Raw genomic sequence first — 16,262 nt, forward strand, 5'->3', positions numbered from 1 at the left:
AACCCTTAAGATCCGGTCCCAAAATGCTCGAAAAAACCTATGATTCCGCCGCAGTCGAACCGAAGATCGCCCAGAAATGGGATGAGGCCGACGCCTTTCGCGCCGGTGTGAACGCCAAGCCTGGCGCCGAAACCTTCACGATCGTCATCCCGCCGCCGAACGTCACCGGTTCGCTGCACATGGGCCACGCGCTGAACAACACGCTGCAGGACATCATGGTGCGCTTCGAGCGTATGCGCGGCAAGGATGTGCTCTGGCAGCCGGGCATGGACCATGCAGGCATCGCCACGCAGATGGTCGTCGAGCGCCGCTTGGCCGAAAGACAGCAGCCTAGTCGTCATGTTATGGGTCGCGAGGCCTTCATTGAGAAGATCTGGGAATGGAAGGAAGAGTCGGGTGGCTTGATCTTCAACCAGCTCAAGCGCCTCGGCGCGTCGTGTGATTGGTCGCGCGAACGCTTCACCATGGACGAGGGCTTGTCGAAGGCCGTTCTTGAAGTCTTCGTCACGCTTTACAAGGAAGGCCTGATCTACCGCGACAAGCGGCTGGTCAACTGGGATCCGAAGATGATGACGGCGATTTCGGATATCGAAGTCGAGCAGCATGAGATCAACGGCCATCTCTGGTATCTGCGCTATCCACTGGAAGAAGGCGTCACCTATCAGCATCCGATTGCCTTCGACGATGATGGCAAGCCGACGGAATGGGAAACGCGCGACTATCTGGTCGTCGCCACCACCCGTCCTGAAACCATGCTCGGCGATACCGGTATCGCCGTTAACCCAGACGACGAGCGCTACAAGACGATCGTCGGCAAGCATGTCATCCTGCCGATCGTCGGCCGCCGCATTCCGATCGTTGCCGACGAATATCCGGACCCGACCGCGGGCACCGGTGCCGTCAAGATGACACCGGCGCACGATTTCAATGACTTCGATGTCGGCAAGCGCCGGGGGCTGCGCGTCGTTAACATTCTGACGCCCGAAGCCACCATCACCATCAAGGACAATGAGGATTTCCTCGAGGGCCTGGACAATCCCGCAGCCCTGCACGGCGCCTGGGACGAGCTGGAAGGCACGGATCGTTTCGAGGCGCGCAAAATTATCGTTCGCATCTTCGAAGAGGCCGGTCTGCTCGACAAGATCGAACCGCATAAGAATATGGTCCCGCATGGCGATCGCGGCGGTGTTCCGATCGAGCCGCGCCTGACCGAGCAATGGTATGTCGATGCCAAGACACTCGCCGAACCGGCGATCGCCTCCGTTCGCGAGGGACGCACCAAGCTGGTTCCGAAGAGCTGGGACAAGACCTATTACGACTGGATGGAAAACATTCAGCCCTGGTGCGTTTCCCGCCAGCTCTGGTGGGGCCATCAGATCCCGGCCTGGTATGGCCCGGATGGTCAGGTCTTCGTCGAGAAGAGCGAAGAGGAAGCGCTGCAGGCGGCGATCCAGCATTATCTGTCGCATGAAGGGCCAATGAAGGCCTATGTCGAGGATCTCCTGGAAAACTTCAAGCCGGGCGAAATCCTGACGCGCGACGAAGATGTACTCGATACCTGGTTCTCGTCGGCGCTCTGGCCATTCTCCACGCTCGGCTGGCCGGATGAGACGCCGGAATTGGCGCGCTACTATCCGACCAACGTACTTGTCACCGGCTTCGACATCATCTTCTTCTGGGTCGCCCGCATGATGATGATGGGCCTGCATTTCATGAAGGACGAAAACGGCGATCCCGTCGAACCCTTCAACACGGTCTATGTTCACGCTCTGGTGCGCGACAAGAACGGGCAGAAGATGTCGAAGTCCAAGGGCAACGTCATCGATCCGCTCGAACTGATCGATCAGTACGGCGCCGATTCCCTGCGTTTCACGCTGGCGATCATGGCCGCGCAAGGCCGCGACGTGAAGCTCGATCCGGCTCGCATCGCCGGCTACCGCAACTTCGGCACCAAGCTGTGGAACGCCACGCGCTTTGCCGAGATGAACGGCGCCAGGAGTGATCCGCATTTCGTGCCGGAAGCAGCCGAGCTCACTATCAATCGCTGGATCCTGACCGAGCTTGCCCGGACGGAACGTGATGTCACCGAGGCGATTGAAGCCTATCGCTTCAACGATGCCGCCGGCACGCTCTATCGCTTCATCTGGAACCAGTTCTGCGACTGGTATCTCGAACTCCTGAAGCCTGTCTTCAGTGGCGATGATGAAAACGCCAAGGCGGAGGCGCAGTCCTGCGCGGCCTACGTTCTCGAAGAGACCTACAAGCTGCTGCATCCCTTCATGCCCTTCATGACCGAAGAACTGTGGGCGCATACGGCGGGCGAGGGCAAGGAACGCGATGGCCTGCTCTGCCACGCCGATTGGCCGGCACCGTCTTATGCCGACGACGTCGCGGCCGATGAGATCAACTGGCTGATCGACCTTGTTTCGGGCCTGCGCTCCGTCCGGTCGGAAATGAACGTGCCACCAGCGGCCACCGCGCCGCTGGTGATCGTTGGCGCCAACAGCCTCACCCGCGAGCGTCTGTTCCGCCATGATGCGGCGATCAAGCGCCTGGCGCGTGTCGAGGAGATTTCACTTTCGGACACTGCACCGAAGGGGGCCGCGCAGATCGTCGTGGGCGAAGCGACCGCCTGCTTGCCGCTCGGCAGCCTGATCGACCTTTCTGTCGAGAAGGCACGTCTGGAGAAGGGGATCGCCAAGAACGAGCAGGAGATGGCTCGCATCGTCGGCAAGCTATCGAACGAGAAGTTCGTCGCCAACGCCAATCCTGATGTAGTCGCCGCCGAACGCGAGCGCCTGGATGAACTCCAGGGGCAACTCGCCAGCCTGAAGGTTGCTCTCGCAAGGGTCAGCGAAGCCGGCTGAGGTCGTAGGTAATCCAAAATAGTAAGGGCACGCAGACGAAAGTCGCGTGCCCTTTTTATTTGCGCCATCGATTCGATCGAATCATCAAAACAGTCGATCTTGCCCCATCGCCAGCTTCGCGCAGGGAAAAACAGTTACCCCTAAACTGATAGGTTTCTCGAAAAGCGAAACTGTTGTCGGATTGTAACAGAATTGTTTCAGTAGAGAATAATAATCTATGTGGGGCCGAAAATGTTTTTTAAGAAGAAAAAAATATCTAATGCGAGCCATAATGGAGCACGTAGCTCACTTTCTTACGTAAACCGATCACTATATCGCGAGCTCACAGAACGCCAGCGGTGCATTGCCAAGTCGGATGATCATCGCAACAATCAGACACATAGATGCACAAGTGGGGGAGACACAATGGCATTTCGTATTGCGTTGAAGAGCGCGTTCGCACTCGTTATCACGTCGTCGTTTGCAAGCGTCGCGTTTGCGGGTGGGCTCGATCGCGGTGGTTACGATATCGATCTACTCTTCGACAAGGGTCGTTACGCTTTCGAGTCCGGTGTGACTTATGTCATGCCCGGTCGCAAGTTCAAGAATGCCAAGGATACCAATCCGGCTGACGGCAATCTCAACGGGCGCAGTAGTTCCACGGATGTCACCGAGAACTATGCCATCCCGTATATCGGCTTCAAGATCGGCATCACCGATGACATCGATTGCTTGGCTGACTATTCCGAACCGTTTGGCGGTCATAGCAATCCGGGCCTGAACTGGGCCGGCGCCAACAATGAAATCGAGACGAAGCTGCGCACGCATAATTATGCGGCGACGTGCTCCTATAAGTTCGATGCCGGTCCGGGTCAATTGCGCCTGATCGGCGGCGGCTTCTATCAAGAGGTCAGCGGTTACAAATCGCGTCTCGTCTCGGCCATTCCGGCCCCGCTTTCCGCCGTCTATGACGGTGTTGGCTCGCTCGACATCGACGGTCATGGCTGGGGCTGGCGCGCTGGTCTTGCCTATGAAATCGAGGAATATGCTTTCCGCACCAGCCTAGTCTATAACAGCCGCGTCAAGTACGACAACCTCAAGGGCACGGTCGATCTGACGGAGTTGCCGCCGATCCGTGCATTCTTCGGCAAGACCACGTCCGTCTTTGGCTCGGCCGATGCCCCGGACTCGCTGGAATGGAAGATCCAGACCGGTATTGCTCCGGACTGGCTGGCCTTCGGCTCGGTCAAGTGGACCAACTGGAGCGTTCTGCAGAGCATCGCGCTTTGCCCGACCTCCACGCGCGGCATGTCCTGCCGCCCCGGCGGCGCCACCCAGCTCACTTCGCTTGATCTGCTCTATCAAGACGGCTGGACGATCTCCGGCGGTGTCGGTCACAAGTTCAATGACAAGTGGAGCGGCGCTCTTAGCCTGACCTGGGATCGCGGCACCAGCCATGGCTATGGCATGAGCTCCGATACATGGACGCTTGGCGCCGGCGTCAATTACAAGGCGACGGAGCATGTCGAGTTCACCTTCGGCGGCGCGCTTGGCTTGCTGACCAGTGGCAAGTCCGGCCAGATGACCTCCAATGGCATCGTCTACGGCGGTGACGCTACCTACAGCTACGGCAATGACCTGGTCGCTGCGCTGTCGACCTCGATGAAGGTGAGGTTTTGAGCCTAACCTATTGAATTGAAGTAATTTCCGAGAATTTTCGTTGTTACTTCCAGCGATTCCCGCGCCGCGAGCCCTATTCGGTCTCGCGGCGTTTCTGTATCAAGTTCGGGGGCGAAATCATTTGCAGATGCGGCATGCAAAATAGTCCTGCATAGCGGCTTTATGGTTAACGAAATCGCAAGATCGGCAATCTCTTTGTGACGAATCGGCAACACTTTATTTCAACCGGTTACAGGTGCGTGTCCGCCGCCCAATTTGTCCATTTCCCGCCACAAATGAGGAGCAGCGATTATACGGGCACAGGGACGAGCCTTGTAGAGAGTGCGTAAACGGTTGATGGGTCAGTTTCCACTTTGGCAGAAAGAGCAATCCAGCATCGGAACGGTGACGTTTCCGATGCTGTCGGAAAGGCTTTGTTTCTCGTGGGAATCCGAAAATCGTTCTATCTCAAGTCTATCCTGTGGGGCAGTGGAGTGGGGTGCTGTTTGGGCAGCAACGTGCGATCACGGCGGCAAGAATGCTCGTTTGGACATAATTTCGAACTATGCTCGGAAATGTGGCAAACGGCATTTTGCTGGTGCCATGCGAACCTCCCTGACGGGAAGCTTCGCTTGTTCGTGCGCTGGTAGGGAATACATTCGCAGGCCTTGCGGCGCAGATGGGGTTGCCGTGACGAATGTGGATGGAGCGAGAGAAATCGACTGTTATGTTTAAGTTCGAGTTCATATCAGCGAGAGTGATGTTACTCAGCCTGTCGCTTGCAACCCTCGTGGTACTGACAGGTCAATGTCGAGCATTCGATATCAATGCCGGCGTCACCAAGGAATCTGGTCCTTTCGATCTCTTCAAATTCGGCTTCCGGGCCTACAAGAATGGCCAGAAGGAAGAGGCTGTCGAGGCCTATCGCTATGCGGCCGAGAAGGGCCATACCGGTTCGCGTTGGGCGCTGGCCAATATGTATGCCGATGGCGACGGCGTGACGCAGGATGATTTCGAAGCCTTCAAGATCTATAGCGAGATCGCCCAGCAGGGTGTGGAACCCGGCTCCGAAGACACTGGCTTCTTCATCAACGCGCTGCTTGCCCTTGCCAATTATTACAAGACCGGCATTCAGAACAGTCCGGTCAAGACCGACCTCAATCAGGCACGCCAACTCTATTTCCAGGTGGCCTCGACCTTCGGCGTTCCCGAGGCGCAATTCCAGCTCGCGCAGATGATGCTGACGGGCGAGGGCGGTGCACCCAACGTGCAGCAGGCTAAGAAGTGGCTGAACCAGGCCCGCAAAAGCGGTCATCCCGGCGCCATGGCCGTTTTCGGAAATATCCTGTTCCAGGAAGGCCAGACTGTACGGGGCCTCGCTTTCATGACGGCGGCGCTAGACAAGTGCAAGCCGAAGGATTGCGGCTGGATGGAAGACCTGCAGGAGCAGGGATTTTCGGTCGCCAACGAGAACGACCGACGCGTTGCCGTCGCCATGTCGCATCAACTGGATGTCGCCGGCGCCGAGTGACGGGCTTTCAATGTGACTGATTTTCCCTGAGCGCGTGGTTCGCGCTCATTGTTTACTAATTCTGAAAATCGAGATGCGCTATGACCGGAACGTGGTCCGACGGCTTTTCCCAGGCGCGCACATGTTTCTCGATGGCCGTGGAGGTCAGGCGATCGGCCGCTTCCGGCGACAGCATCAAGTGATCGATGCGGATGCCATTGTTTTTCGGCCAGGCGCCGGCCTGGTAATCCCAGAACGAGTATAATTTGACCGCATCCGTCGTGGCACGCACTGCGTCGGTAAAGCCGAGATGCTCGAGCTGGCGAAATGCCTGACAGGTTTGCGGCAGGAACAGCGCGTCATTCTCCCAGACCTTTGGATCGAAGCAATCATGCGGTTCCGGGATGACATTATAGTCGCCAGCAAGAATAATCGGCTCTTCCAGGGCGAGCCGGTCGGCCGCGAATTTCCGCAGGCGTTCCATCCAGGCGAGCTTGTAGGGATATTTTTCGGTGTCGATGGGATTGCCGTTCGGCAAATACAGGCAGCAGACACGCAATGCGCCGTGGTCCGGCACCGAGAACACCGCTTCGATGAAGCGGGCCTGCTCATCGCTGTCGTCTCCTGGCAGGCCGCGCGTCACTTCGTCGGGCTTCGTCTTGGAGAGGATCGCCACGCCGTTGAAGCCTTTTTGCCCGTGGGTCTCGATATGATAGCCGAGCGCCTCGATCTCCAGGCGTGGAAAGCCTTCATCGACCGTCTTGATTTCCTGCAGGCAAGCGATATCCGGATCGGAGTCCTTCAGCCATTGGCAGAGGTTTTCGATACGCGCTTTGACGCCGTTGATGTTCCAGGTGGCGATCTTCATGACGGGGCGGCTCCTCTGCTTCGCCTTCTTTTATCCGCAGCAATCGGCCTTGACCACGTCCAAATGAAAACCGGCCGGGAGCGGGAGCTTCCGGCCGGTGATCAATCTGTGGAAAAACGGGAGCGTCAGATCGAAAAACTTGTTCCGCATCCGCAGCTTGCGACCGCATTCGGATTCTTTATCTGAAAGGACTGGCCGAGCAGATTGTCGACGAAATCGATCTCGGAACCGGCCATATAGACCAGCGACAATTGATCGATCAGAACGGTGGCATTGCCTTTTTCGACAATGATATCATCGTCCTGCGGGCCATCAGCGAGGTCGAACTTATAGGAAAATCCGGAGCATCCGCCACCTTCGACCGCGACGCGAAGCGCACGCTTGCCGGCCTCGGCGCTGACGATCGCGGCGATTCGCTTTGCCGCTGCGTCCGATAGGGTTACACTCGTCTCAGTCATGCTTTCCTCCTGCCGGGGTCAAGATCCGGAGAGAACCAATGGGCCGTCCGACTTTCAAACGGCTGATATCAATAGCCTTTATCATGAAAGTGCGGCGGGTGACAGCTATGGTTTGATGGTTGAGCCATGCGCCATTTTGCTGTTTGTATTCCATATAGGTATGAAGGCGACGAAGCGGCGTCAATGGGTTGATGCCGGAATGGATGGATGATGACGATCGACAGGCATGCATTGGGTTTCGGTTATGGCGAAAAGGCGGTCTATGCGAGCGACCCCTCGACATCGCGCGGACGGCTTTACCAGGAGGGATCGAGCCCGACGCGCTCCGATTTCCAGCGTGACCGCGACCGCATCGTGCATACGACCGCTTTCCGGCGGTTGAAGCACAAGACGCAGGTCTTCATCGCGCAAGATGGCGATCATTACCGCACACGCCTGACGCATACGATCGAAGTGGCGCAGGTCGCCCGGGCCCTGGCGCGCGCCTTGAAGCTCGACGAGGATCTGGCAGAAGGCGTCGCGCTCGTCCATGACTTCGGCCACACCCCCTTCGGCCATACCGGCGAGGACGCGCTGCACGAGATGCTGCTGCCCTATGGCGGCTTCGACCATAATGCACAGTCCTTGCGTATCGTCACGAAACTCGAGCGGCGCTATGCCGAATTCGATGGCTTGAACCTCACCTGGGAGACGCTGGAGGGGTTGGTCAAGCACAATGGCCCATTGTTGACACCCGATGGGAAAGACACGCGCGGCCCGGTGCCGCAGCCGATCCTCGACTATTGCGAGATCCATGATCTGGAGATCGCCACCTATGCCAGTCTGGAGGCGCAGGTCGCCGCGATTGCCGACGATATCGCCTACAATACCCATGACATTGATGACGGCCTGCGCTCGGGCTATCTGACCTTCGACATGCTGGAGGAGATACCATTTCTCTCTGAGTTGATGGCCGAGGTGAGGGCGCGCTATCCGAACCTCGAGGCAAGTCGCTTCACGCATGAGATCATGCGCCGGCAGATCACGCGCATGGTGGAGGACGTCATTTCCGTTGCCCAGCAGGCACTGAGCGAGGTCAGGCCAGGCAGCGTTGCCGATATTCGCGCCGCCGGCCGCGTCATCGCTACCTTCTCTCCCGAGATGGCCGAGACGGACAAGCAGATCAAGAAGATGCTGTTCAAGCGCATCTATCGTCATCCGGACATCATGCGCATCCGCGCCGGCGCCGCGCAGATCGTCACCGATCTGTTCCGGGCCTATATGGACAATCCCAAGGAAATGCAGAGCCATTATTGGGTTGACCATATTGCCGGCCTTGCCGTCGCCGCCAAGGCGCGCCATGTGGGTGATTATCTGGCTGGCATGACCGATACCTATGCTATCAGCGCTCACAGGCGTTTGTTTGACCAGACTCCCGATTTGCGGTAGGCAGCGGCGGCGTTGGGCCGAAGTGGTCCGCCAAAGCTATGCGTGGACACTATGATGAACCTTTTCACCGACTTCGAAGCAAGAATTAAGAACGCTCTTGAGCAAATTGATATTGTGAAAGAAAAGCGATCCGAACTCGACTTCGGACGTATCGGCGTCGAGCCGCCGCGAGACGCCAGTCATGGCGATGTCGCGACCAATGCGGCCATGGTGCTGTCGAAGCCCCTGGGTATGAATCCGCGTGCTTTGGCTGAAATCATCATTGCCAAGCTGAAGGAGGATGCCGACGTTGCCGATGTCTCGGCGGCTGGTCCGGGCTTCATCAATATTCGCCTGTCCGTTGGTTATTGGCAGCGCCTGCTGGCGACGATGATCTCCGAGGGCGAGAAATTCGGCCGCTCGACGGTTGGCGCCGGCCAGAAGGTCAATGTCGAATATGTCTCCGCCAATCCGACGGGGCCGATGCATGTCGGCCATTGCCGCGGCGCCGTTGTCGGCGACACACTGGCGAACCTGCTCGGCTTTGCAGGCTATGATGTTACCAAGGAATATTACATCAATGACGCCGGCTCGCAGATCGACGTACTGGCACGGTCTGTCTTCATCCGCTACCGCGAGGCGCTCGGCGAGCAGGTCGGCGATATTCCGGCGGGTCTCTATCCCGGCGACTATCTGGTTCCGGTTGGCGAGGCGCTCGCCAAGGAATTCGGCACCAAGCTTCGCGGCATGCCGGAAGAACAATGGCTGCCGATCATCAGAGAACGTGCCATTGATGCGATGATGGTGATGATCCGTGCCGATCTGGAGGCGCTGAACGTCCATCACGACGTCTTCTTCTCGGAGCGGACCTTGCATGCCAATGGCGCTGCCCTGATCCGCACCGCCATCAACGACCTGACCTTCAAGGGCTATGTCTACAAGGGCGCGTTGCCGCCGCCGAAGGGACAGTTGCCGGAGGATTGGGAGGATCGCGAGCAGACCCTGTTTCGTTCGACGGAAGTGGGCGATGATATCGACCGGCCGTTGATCAAGTCGGACGGCTCCTACACCTACTTCGCCGCCGATGTCGCCTATTTCAAGAACAAGTTCGATCGTGGCTTCAACGAGATGATCTACATTCTCGGCGCCGATCACGGCGGCTACGTCAAGCGGTTGGAAGCCGTGGCGCGCGGCGTCTCGGAAGGCAAGGCGGAGCTGACGGTGCTGCTGTGCCAGCTGGTCAAGTTGTTCCGCAACGGCGAACCGGTGAAGATGTCGAAGCGTTCCGGCGATTTCGTCACGCTGCGCGAAGTGGTCGATGAGGTCGGCCGCGATTCCGTGCGGTTCATGATGCTCTATCGGAAGAGCTCCGAGCCGCTAGATTTCGATTTTGCCAAGGTGACGGAGCAGTCCAAGGACAATCCGGTCTTCTACGTGCAATATGCGCATGCGCGCTGCATGTCGGTCTTCCGGCAGGCCAAGGAGGCCTTCCCGGATCTCGATATTGCCTCGCTCGATCTGGCGAAAGCGGTTGGTGGTATGATCTCCGATCCGGCCGAATTGCAGCTCGTCGCGAAGATTGCGGAATTCCCGCGAATCATCGAAGCTGCGGCCCAGGCTCAGGAGCCTCATCGCATCGCCTTTTATCTTTACGATCTGGCAAGTTCGTTCCACGGACACTGGAACAAAGGTAAAGATTTACCTGAATTACGATTTGTTAACGATAAGAACCGAGAATTGAGCATTGCCAGACTTGGGCTGGTGCACGCTGTCGCGTCGGTTTTGAAGTCGGGTCTTGGTATAACCGGGACCGCCGCACCGGATGAAATGCGATAAACGTCACCGTTTGCCCACATTGCACTGGCATTTAACTGTAGCGTTTGCGAGTGGATTGGGTGATGGCAGAAAAACAGTTGGCGTATCGCGCAAGCGGAAACGACGGGTTCTTTGCGGATGATGATCCGCTTGCCGAACTCGCCCGCATCGTCGGTTTCGAGCCGCGGCCTGCCGCTCAGGCGGCACCTGCGGCTCAACGGCAAGAGCCGGCCTTCGATCTCGAAGACGAACTCTTGCGGGAATTCGAGCGCTATGATGCGCCTCGTTTAAGTCCAGCGAATGACATTCCTGTTTCGCCGGAAGATCAGCCCTTTGCTGGTGAAGCCGAGCTCTCTCGTCCGGCCGAGCCGGCAATCGCCGAGCCTCAGCCTGTCGAATTGCAGCGGCCTGCGCCGGCGATCAAGCCGACTGTCGGTGCGCGTGATCTGATCGACGAACTGGAAATGTCGATCGCGCCGGCATTGCAGGCCGCGCCGGCTCCTCAACCAGCCCCGGCAACCCAGGCCCCTCAGTCCGTCGCTCCGCAGGTCGTCAAGCCGACGCCGCAGCACGCTGCGGCCACCGTGCGGTTGCCGCTTGCCAATTTCACCGTGGCGCCTCCGACCACACAGGCAGCGCCGGTTGTTCAGGCTCCTGTAGTCGCTCCGATCGCTCAAGCGCAACCCGTCTTGGATGCGCTCGATTTTGAATTGCCGACGATGGGGGATGCTCGGAGCGTCGAGCCCGTCGCGGTTCAGCCGGCCGTCAAAGCGTCGGAACTGGTCAAGCCGGCAAGCTTTGATGCGGCGGCTCTTTCCGCCGAGATCGACGATCTGCTGGCCGATGTCGACCGCTATCCCGTCCCCGCCAGAGGCAGCGAGCCTGCGGCAAAGGTCGAACCGGATTTCGATATTTTCGCCTCGCAGTCCGAAAAGCCGGCCGTCGAAGCTTTCGTCGCTCCGCAGCGCGAGGAGCCGAAGCCGATCTCGCTAGAAGCTGAAGACCCCTTCGCCGGTGATGACTTCGAATTCGATCTCGCTGATATCGAAATGGAGCTTGCCGAACTCGATTTTGCTGAAGCGAAGATGTCTGCTCCGGTCACGCCGACGCCCGTACCGGCCGTCGCGCCGCAGCCTGCACCGATCGTCTCCAGGGCGACGCCCGTGGTGCCGGCTCCAGTCGCTCCAGCGGCGGCCGTTGCCGCGCCACTCGTCGTGGAGGCCTCACGGCCAGACCCGGTCCAGCCACCCGTCGTTGCTGCGCCGACGCTCGACGTCGATCAGGCGCTGCCTTTCGATCCATCGGAAATCTCGGATACGGAAGATCGTGTCGAGACCTTCGAGGGCTCGCATGTTCCGAACCTGCCGCCTGTCGAGCCGGAAGCGCCGATTGCGGTTCCCTCGGAATATGATTTCGATATCGATGCCGAGATGGCGCGCCTGTTCGGTACGCCCGCCAAGGAAGCTGCTCCCGAGCCGAACAAGCCGGCAGCCACGGCCGCTCTCGGCGGCGCAATGGCCGCCGCATCCTGGTCCAAGAATGCCGCGGCAAAGCCTGTTGCAGCTGCCGCCAAGCAGCCTGTCGAAGAGTTCGACGAGTTCGAGCGGGCTCTGGAAGAGGATTTCCGTCGCACCTATCGCGAGGCATCCACTCCGGTCGAGAATGTCGCCCGCATGACGCTGAACCCGGCCGTGCAGGCCATCCGGCGTCCGGCCCGTTCGTTCCGTGGCATGGCGACCGCAGCCGCCCTCATTGCGGTTTTCGGCCTCGGCGCCTATGGCGTCTACGGCTGGGTTCGTCACGGTTCGCCGATTTCGAGCTTCTCCGGCGAACCGCGGGTGATCACGGCCGATGCTGATCCGGTGAAGGTTGCTCCGGTAAATCCGGGCGGCACGGTTGTGCCGAATCAGGACAAGGCCGTTTACGACCGCGTCGCCGGCGACGGTGCTACCGCGCCGAAGCAGAAGCAACTGGTGTCCTCCAACGAGCAGCCGGTCGATGTCGTCCAGAAGACGTTGATCCCGGAATCGATTTCGCCCGATGATGGCAGTGTCGATCAGGTCACGCCGACCCCGGTTGGCGAAACCCAGGATCCGCGGCTGCTGCCGAGCCAGGACGGTGACAATGCCGATGTGGCCGCCAATGATGACGGACAGGTTCCGTCGGTCTCGCCGCGCAAGGTGCGCACGATGATCGTCAAGCCGGATGGTTCGCTGGTCGCTCGCGAAGAGCCGGCCGTCGACAAGACCACGACGGCGGCGGCTCCGGCTTTGGCGCCGAAGACCGCTGCGGCCAAGCCGGCCACCGACAGCCAGGTAGCCTCTGCCGGTCCGGCCAGCACGGATGCGCAGGCATCGCAGCCGTCCAGTGCCGATGATGATGCTGCTAGCGCCGAAAGCACCCCGATCCGGGTCGTCAAGACGGCTCCGGTTCCGAGCGCGCGGCCAGTGCAGAAGGCAGCGGCGACCACCGACAACGCTGCCGCTCATCCGGCACAGACCCAGCCGAAGCCGCAGCAGGTCGCCTCTGCGGCCCCGGCCGCAGCGCAGGCGGCTCCGGTCGCGTCGGCAAGCGCTGGCGGCGCCTATGGCGTGCAGATTGCTTCGTTGCCTTCCGAGGCGGAAGCGCAGCGGTCGCAGGCGAACCTGAAGAGCAAGTTTGCCAGCGTCATTGGCGGTCATCCGCTCGAAATCCGCAAGGCCGACATTGCCGGCAAGGGCACCTACTATCGCGTCCGTGTCGTCGCCGGCTCCAAGGACGAAGCCGCCGACCTCTGCGTACGCTTCCGCGCCGCGGGCGGCACCTGCCTGATCTCGAAGTAAGAGAGATCAGCACCAGTCATCATTTGAAAAACGGCGGGCGCGAGCCCGCCGTTTTCCTTTGAACCAGCTTCTTTTTATGTATCTCGCCTTGACGTCCTTCGCATTTCGCGAAGCGGCGGTTATGATTCGGGAATGACCGAATCAAAATCCATGATCCTCGGCTGTAGCGGCCATTCCATCACTCCCGAAGAGCGTTCCTTCTATCAGGCGGAACAGCCATGGGGCTTCATCCTTTTCGGACGCAACATTTCCGAGCCGGCGCAGATCGCCGATCTCGTCGCCTCCCTGCGTGATAGCGTCGGTCGCGATGCGCCAGTCTTTATCGATCAGGAAGGGGGCAGGGTGCAGCGTATCCGTCCGCCCATCCTGCCGCATTATCCCTCCGGCCAGGCGCTGGGCGATATTTATCGCCAGAACCGCGAGCAGGGCCTGCGCGCCGCCTGGCTGATGTCGCGGCTCCATGCGTTCGACCTTCTGAAATTCGGCATCAATGCCGATTGCCTGCCGGTACTCGACGTGCCTGTCGAAGGGTCGAGCAATGTCATCGGCAATCGCGCCTATGGCGGCGATCCCGTGACGGTGACCGAGATGGGACGTGCGGCGGCCGAGGGCCTGAAGGCCGGCGGCGTCCTGCCGGTGATGAAGCATATGCCGGGCCATGGCCGCGGCTTTGCCGATTCGCATCACGAATTGCCGGTCGTCACGGTGTCCCGCGCCGAGCTGGAAGCACATGATTTTCCGCCTTTCATCGCGCTCAAGGACGAGCTGATGGCCATGACCTGCCATGTCGTCTTTGCCGACATCGATCCCGCCAATCCGGCGACCACCTCGCGCAAGGTCATCGAGGAGATCATCCGTGGCCACATCGGCTTCAAGGGCCTGCTGCTCTCCGATGATAGCTCGATGAATGCGCTGGCCGGCACAATTGGCGAGCGGGCGGCGAATATTGTTGCCGGCGGATGCGATATCGTGCTGCATTGCAACGGTCTCATGGACGAGATGCGGCAAGTGGTGCGCAACGTGCCGGTCCTGGCCGACGGCGCGCTTGAGCGGGCCAAAGCGGTGGAAGCAGCTTTCGGTTATAATGACGGCGCGGAAGAAGCCTCGATTCGCGCGGAATTCGATGCGATGTTTGCAGTGGCTTAAGACCGAACTTCGGGGATCTGACGGGTGAACAAGTGAGCGGCACGGAGAAGAACCAGCAGGCGACGGCGCCGATGGACAAGCTGTGGCAGGACGGCAACGGCGAGCGCGGCATGCACGAGCCCACCATGGTCGTCGATATCGCCGGCTTCGAAGGCCCGCTCGACCTGTTGCTGCATCTTGCCCGCACCCAGAAGGTCGATCTGTCGCGCATCTCGGTGCTGGCGCTGGTCGAGCAATATCTGTTGTTCATCGATACCGCCCGGCGAATCCGCATTGAGCTTGCCGCCGATTATCTCGTCATGGCCGCTTGGCTTGCCTACCTCAAGTCGAAGCTGCTCATTCCACAGCAGAGCAAGGAAGACGGCCCGAGCGGCGAGGAGATGGCGGCGACGCTCGCCTTCCGCCTGAAGCGCCTCGAAGCCATGCGGGATGCGGCGACGGGTCTCGTCAACCGCAATCGTCTCGGCCGCGATATCTTCGTGCGCGGCGCGCCGGAACATATCCCAGACCGACGCCGGTCCGCCTATGATGCCAGCCTCTACGATCTTCTGACCGCCTATGCCGGTCTGCGCCAACGTCAAGCAGTCACGCAAGTGACGATCGAGCGACGCCAGGTCTGGTCGTTGGGCGATGCCCGTACGATCCTCAATCGAATGATCGGCGAGATTACCGACTGGACGGCTCTGGAACACTATCTGCTGCGCTATATGACCAGTCCCAGCGAGCGCGTCACCGCCATTGCCAGCGCCTTTGCCGCCTCGCTGGAGCTCGCGCGGGAGGGCAAGCTGGAAATCCGCCAGGAGGGCGCGTTCCAGCCACTCTACATGCGGCGCGGGCCAAAGCATGATGTCGATGAGCTTGAGGCTGCGGAATAGGTGCGGGTGTGAGCGGTTCTGATAACGATCAGCAAATGGATGACGATGCGGCGCCGGCGATCGATGAGCTCGTTCTGCGCGAAGCCGAACGCATCGCCGAAGCGCTGGTCTTTGCCTCTGCCCAGCCGGTTTCCGAGGGCTTCATCGCCGAGCGTGTGGCGCAGGGCGTCGATATCGGCTCCATCATGCAGCGTTTGAAAGCCGATTATGCGATGCGCGGCGTCAATCTGATCCAGGTCGATGGCGCTTGGGCCTTTCGCACGGCCGCCGATCTTTCCTTCGTTATTCGCCGCGATGACAGCGAGGCCCGGAAACTGTCGCGCGCGGCTCTCGAAGTTCTGGCGATCATCGCCTACCACCAACCTGTGACCCGCGCCGAGATCGAAGATATCAGAGGCGTGCAGACCTCCAAGGGTACGCTTGACGTGCTGATGGAAGCCGGTTGGGTTCGGTTTCGTGGACGTCGGCGTACGCCCGGCCGGCCGGTGACGCTGGGCACAACGAGGGATTTCCTCGATCATTTCGGTCTGGAAGAGTTGCGGGATCTGCCCGGTCTCGAGGAATTGAAGGGGGCCGGCCTGCTTTCCGGTCGTATCCCCGCCAATTTCAACGTGCCGTCGCCATTGATGAGTGACGAATTGACCGAGGACGAAGATCCGATCACGCAGATGGATCTGGAGGAGCTCGGTCTCCTGGCGCCAGGTGGCGCTTCGGACGATTAAGCCCAAGATCGGCGTCGTCAGCCCGCTCCGGCTGCTGGGCGGCCGATGAAGTTTTTTCCACACAACAGTGTCAAGTCTCGGTTTTGCCATCAGCGCATGCGAATATGGAAGTCATTCTCCGGGTTTGGAGACGT

11 protein-coding genes are annotated in these 16,262 nt (G+C 59.7%); 9 read left to right on the plus strand and 2 right to left on the minus strand.

Translation table 11 applies throughout. The features are described 5' to 3' along the window. Positions 1 to 23: 23 nt before the first annotated feature. The 3 genes from EX00_RS04405 to exoR all read left to right on the plus strand — a co-directional run bounded on the left by EX00_RS04405 (position 24) and on the right by exoR (position 6,036). Positions 24 to 2,867: a valine--tRNA ligase gene (locus tag EX00_RS04405; protein ID WP_047454547.1), complete on the plus strand. Its 2,844-nt coding sequence runs from the start codon at positions 24 to 26 to the stop codon at positions 2,865 to 2,867. Between the two features lie 405 nt (positions 2,868 to 3,272). Beyond that, positions 3,273 to 4,526: an OmpP1/FadL family transporter gene (locus EX00_RS04410; protein WP_047454549.1), complete on the plus strand. Its 1,254-nt coding sequence runs from the start codon at positions 3,273 to 3,275 to the stop codon at positions 4,524 to 4,526. A 706-nt stretch (positions 4,527 to 5,232) separates the two neighbouring features. After that, entirely contained in the window at positions 5,233 to 6,036 is an 804-nt protein-coding gene (gene exoR, locus EX00_RS04415; protein ID WP_047454551.1) for an exopolysaccharide production regulator ExoR, read from the plus strand. Positions 6,037 to 6,091: 55 nt separating this feature from the next. On the opposite strand, the gene xth is transcribed toward exoR, so the two are convergent. Both xth and erpA read right to left on the minus strand, forming a co-directional pair. After that, a complete protein-coding gene (gene xth / locus EX00_RS04420) occupies positions 6,092 to 6,883 on the minus strand; it encodes an exodeoxyribonuclease III (protein ID WP_047454553.1) in 792 nt (263 codons plus the stop codon). Positions 6,884 to 7,008: 125 nt separating this feature from the next. Further along, complete coding sequence (erpA, locus tag EX00_RS04425; RefSeq protein ID WP_047454555.1) at positions 7,009 to 7,341, minus strand: iron-sulfur cluster insertion protein ErpA; 333 nt, start codon at positions 7,339 to 7,341, stop codon at positions 7,009 to 7,011. Between the two features lie 210 nt (positions 7,342 to 7,551). Between erpA and EX00_RS04430 the strand changes: the two genes are divergently transcribed. The 6 genes from EX00_RS04430 to scpB all read left to right on the plus strand — a co-directional run bounded on the left by EX00_RS04430 (position 7,552) and on the right by scpB (position 16,128). Continuing rightward, on the plus strand, positions 7,552 to 8,769 hold the full coding sequence (locus tag EX00_RS04430; protein WP_047457433.1) for a deoxyguanosinetriphosphate triphosphohydrolase: 1,218 nt from the start codon (positions 7,552 to 7,554) through the stop codon (positions 8,767 to 8,769). A 54-nt stretch (positions 8,770 to 8,823) separates the two neighbouring features. After that, the gene (gene argS, locus EX00_RS04435) at positions 8,824 to 10,584 is read left to right on the plus strand and encodes an arginine--tRNA ligase (RefSeq protein ID WP_047454557.1); all 1,761 of its coding nucleotides are present in this window, start codon (positions 8,824 to 8,826) and stop codon (positions 10,582 to 10,584) included. 62 nt (positions 10,585 to 10,646) lie between these two features. Further along, entirely contained in the window at positions 10,647 to 13,385 is a 2,739-nt protein-coding gene (locus EX00_RS04440; protein WP_047454559.1) for an SPOR domain-containing protein, read from the plus strand. Between the two features lie 132 nt (positions 13,386 to 13,517). Then, on the plus strand, positions 13,518 to 14,531 hold the full coding sequence (gene nagZ, locus EX00_RS04445; RefSeq protein WP_047454561.1) for a beta-N-acetylhexosaminidase: 1,014 nt from the start codon (positions 13,518 to 13,520) through the stop codon (positions 14,529 to 14,531). Between the two features lie 71 nt (positions 14,532 to 14,602). Next, entirely contained in the window at positions 14,603 to 15,406 is an 804-nt protein-coding gene (locus tag EX00_RS04450) for a segregation and condensation protein A (protein WP_052210708.1), read from the plus strand. 35 nt (positions 15,407 to 15,441) lie between these two features. Beyond that, complete coding sequence (gene scpB, locus EX00_RS04455) at positions 15,442 to 16,128, plus strand: SMC-Scp complex subunit ScpB (RefSeq protein WP_047454565.1); 687 nt, start codon at positions 15,442 to 15,444, stop codon at positions 16,126 to 16,128. Positions 16,129 to 16,262 lie beyond the last annotated feature (134 nt).

Origin of the sequence: Martinezella rhizogenes, from assembly GCF_000799715.1 — a bacterium.
GTDB lineage: Bacteria > Pseudomonadota > Alphaproteobacteria > Rhizobiales > Rhizobiaceae > Rhizobium > Rhizobium rhizogenes_C.

Excerpts from the sequence above, each read along its gene's own strand:
- EX00_RS04405 (WP_047454547.1), top strand. The coding sequence starts at position 24 with ATGCTCGAAAAAACCTATGATTCCGCCGCAGTCGAACCGAAGATCGCC.
- EX00_RS04410 (WP_047454549.1), top strand. The coding sequence starts at position 3,273 with ATGGCATTTCGTATTGCGTTGAAGAGCGCGTTCGCACTCGTTATCACG.
- exoR (WP_047454551.1), top strand. The coding sequence starts at position 5,233 with ATGTTTAAGTTCGAGTTCATATCAGCGAGAGTGATGTTACTCAGCCTG.
- xth (WP_047454553.1), bottom strand. The coding sequence starts at position 6,883 with ATGAAGATCGCCACCTGGAACATCAACGGCGTCAAAGCGCGTATCGAA.
- erpA (WP_047454555.1), bottom strand. The coding sequence starts at position 7,341 with ATGACTGAGACGAGTGTAACCCTATCGGACGCAGCGGCAAAGCGAATC.
- EX00_RS04430 (WP_047457433.1), top strand. The coding sequence starts at position 7,552 with ATGACGATCGACAGGCATGCATTGGGTTTCGGTTATGGCGAAAAGGCG.
- argS (WP_047454557.1), top strand. The coding sequence starts at position 8,824 with ATGAACCTTTTCACCGACTTCGAAGCAAGAATTAAGAACGCTCTTGAG.
- EX00_RS04440 (WP_047454559.1), top strand. The coding sequence starts at position 10,647 with ATGGCAGAAAAACAGTTGGCGTATCGCGCAAGCGGAAACGACGGGTTC.
- nagZ (WP_047454561.1), top strand. The coding sequence starts at position 13,518 with ATGACCGAATCAAAATCCATGATCCTCGGCTGTAGCGGCCATTCCATC.
- EX00_RS04450 (WP_052210708.1), top strand. The coding sequence starts at position 14,603 with ATGGACAAGCTGTGGCAGGACGGCAACGGCGAGCGCGGCATGCACGAG.
- scpB (WP_047454565.1), top strand. The coding sequence starts at position 15,442 with ATGGATGACGATGCGGCGCCGGCGATCGATGAGCTCGTTCTGCGCGAA.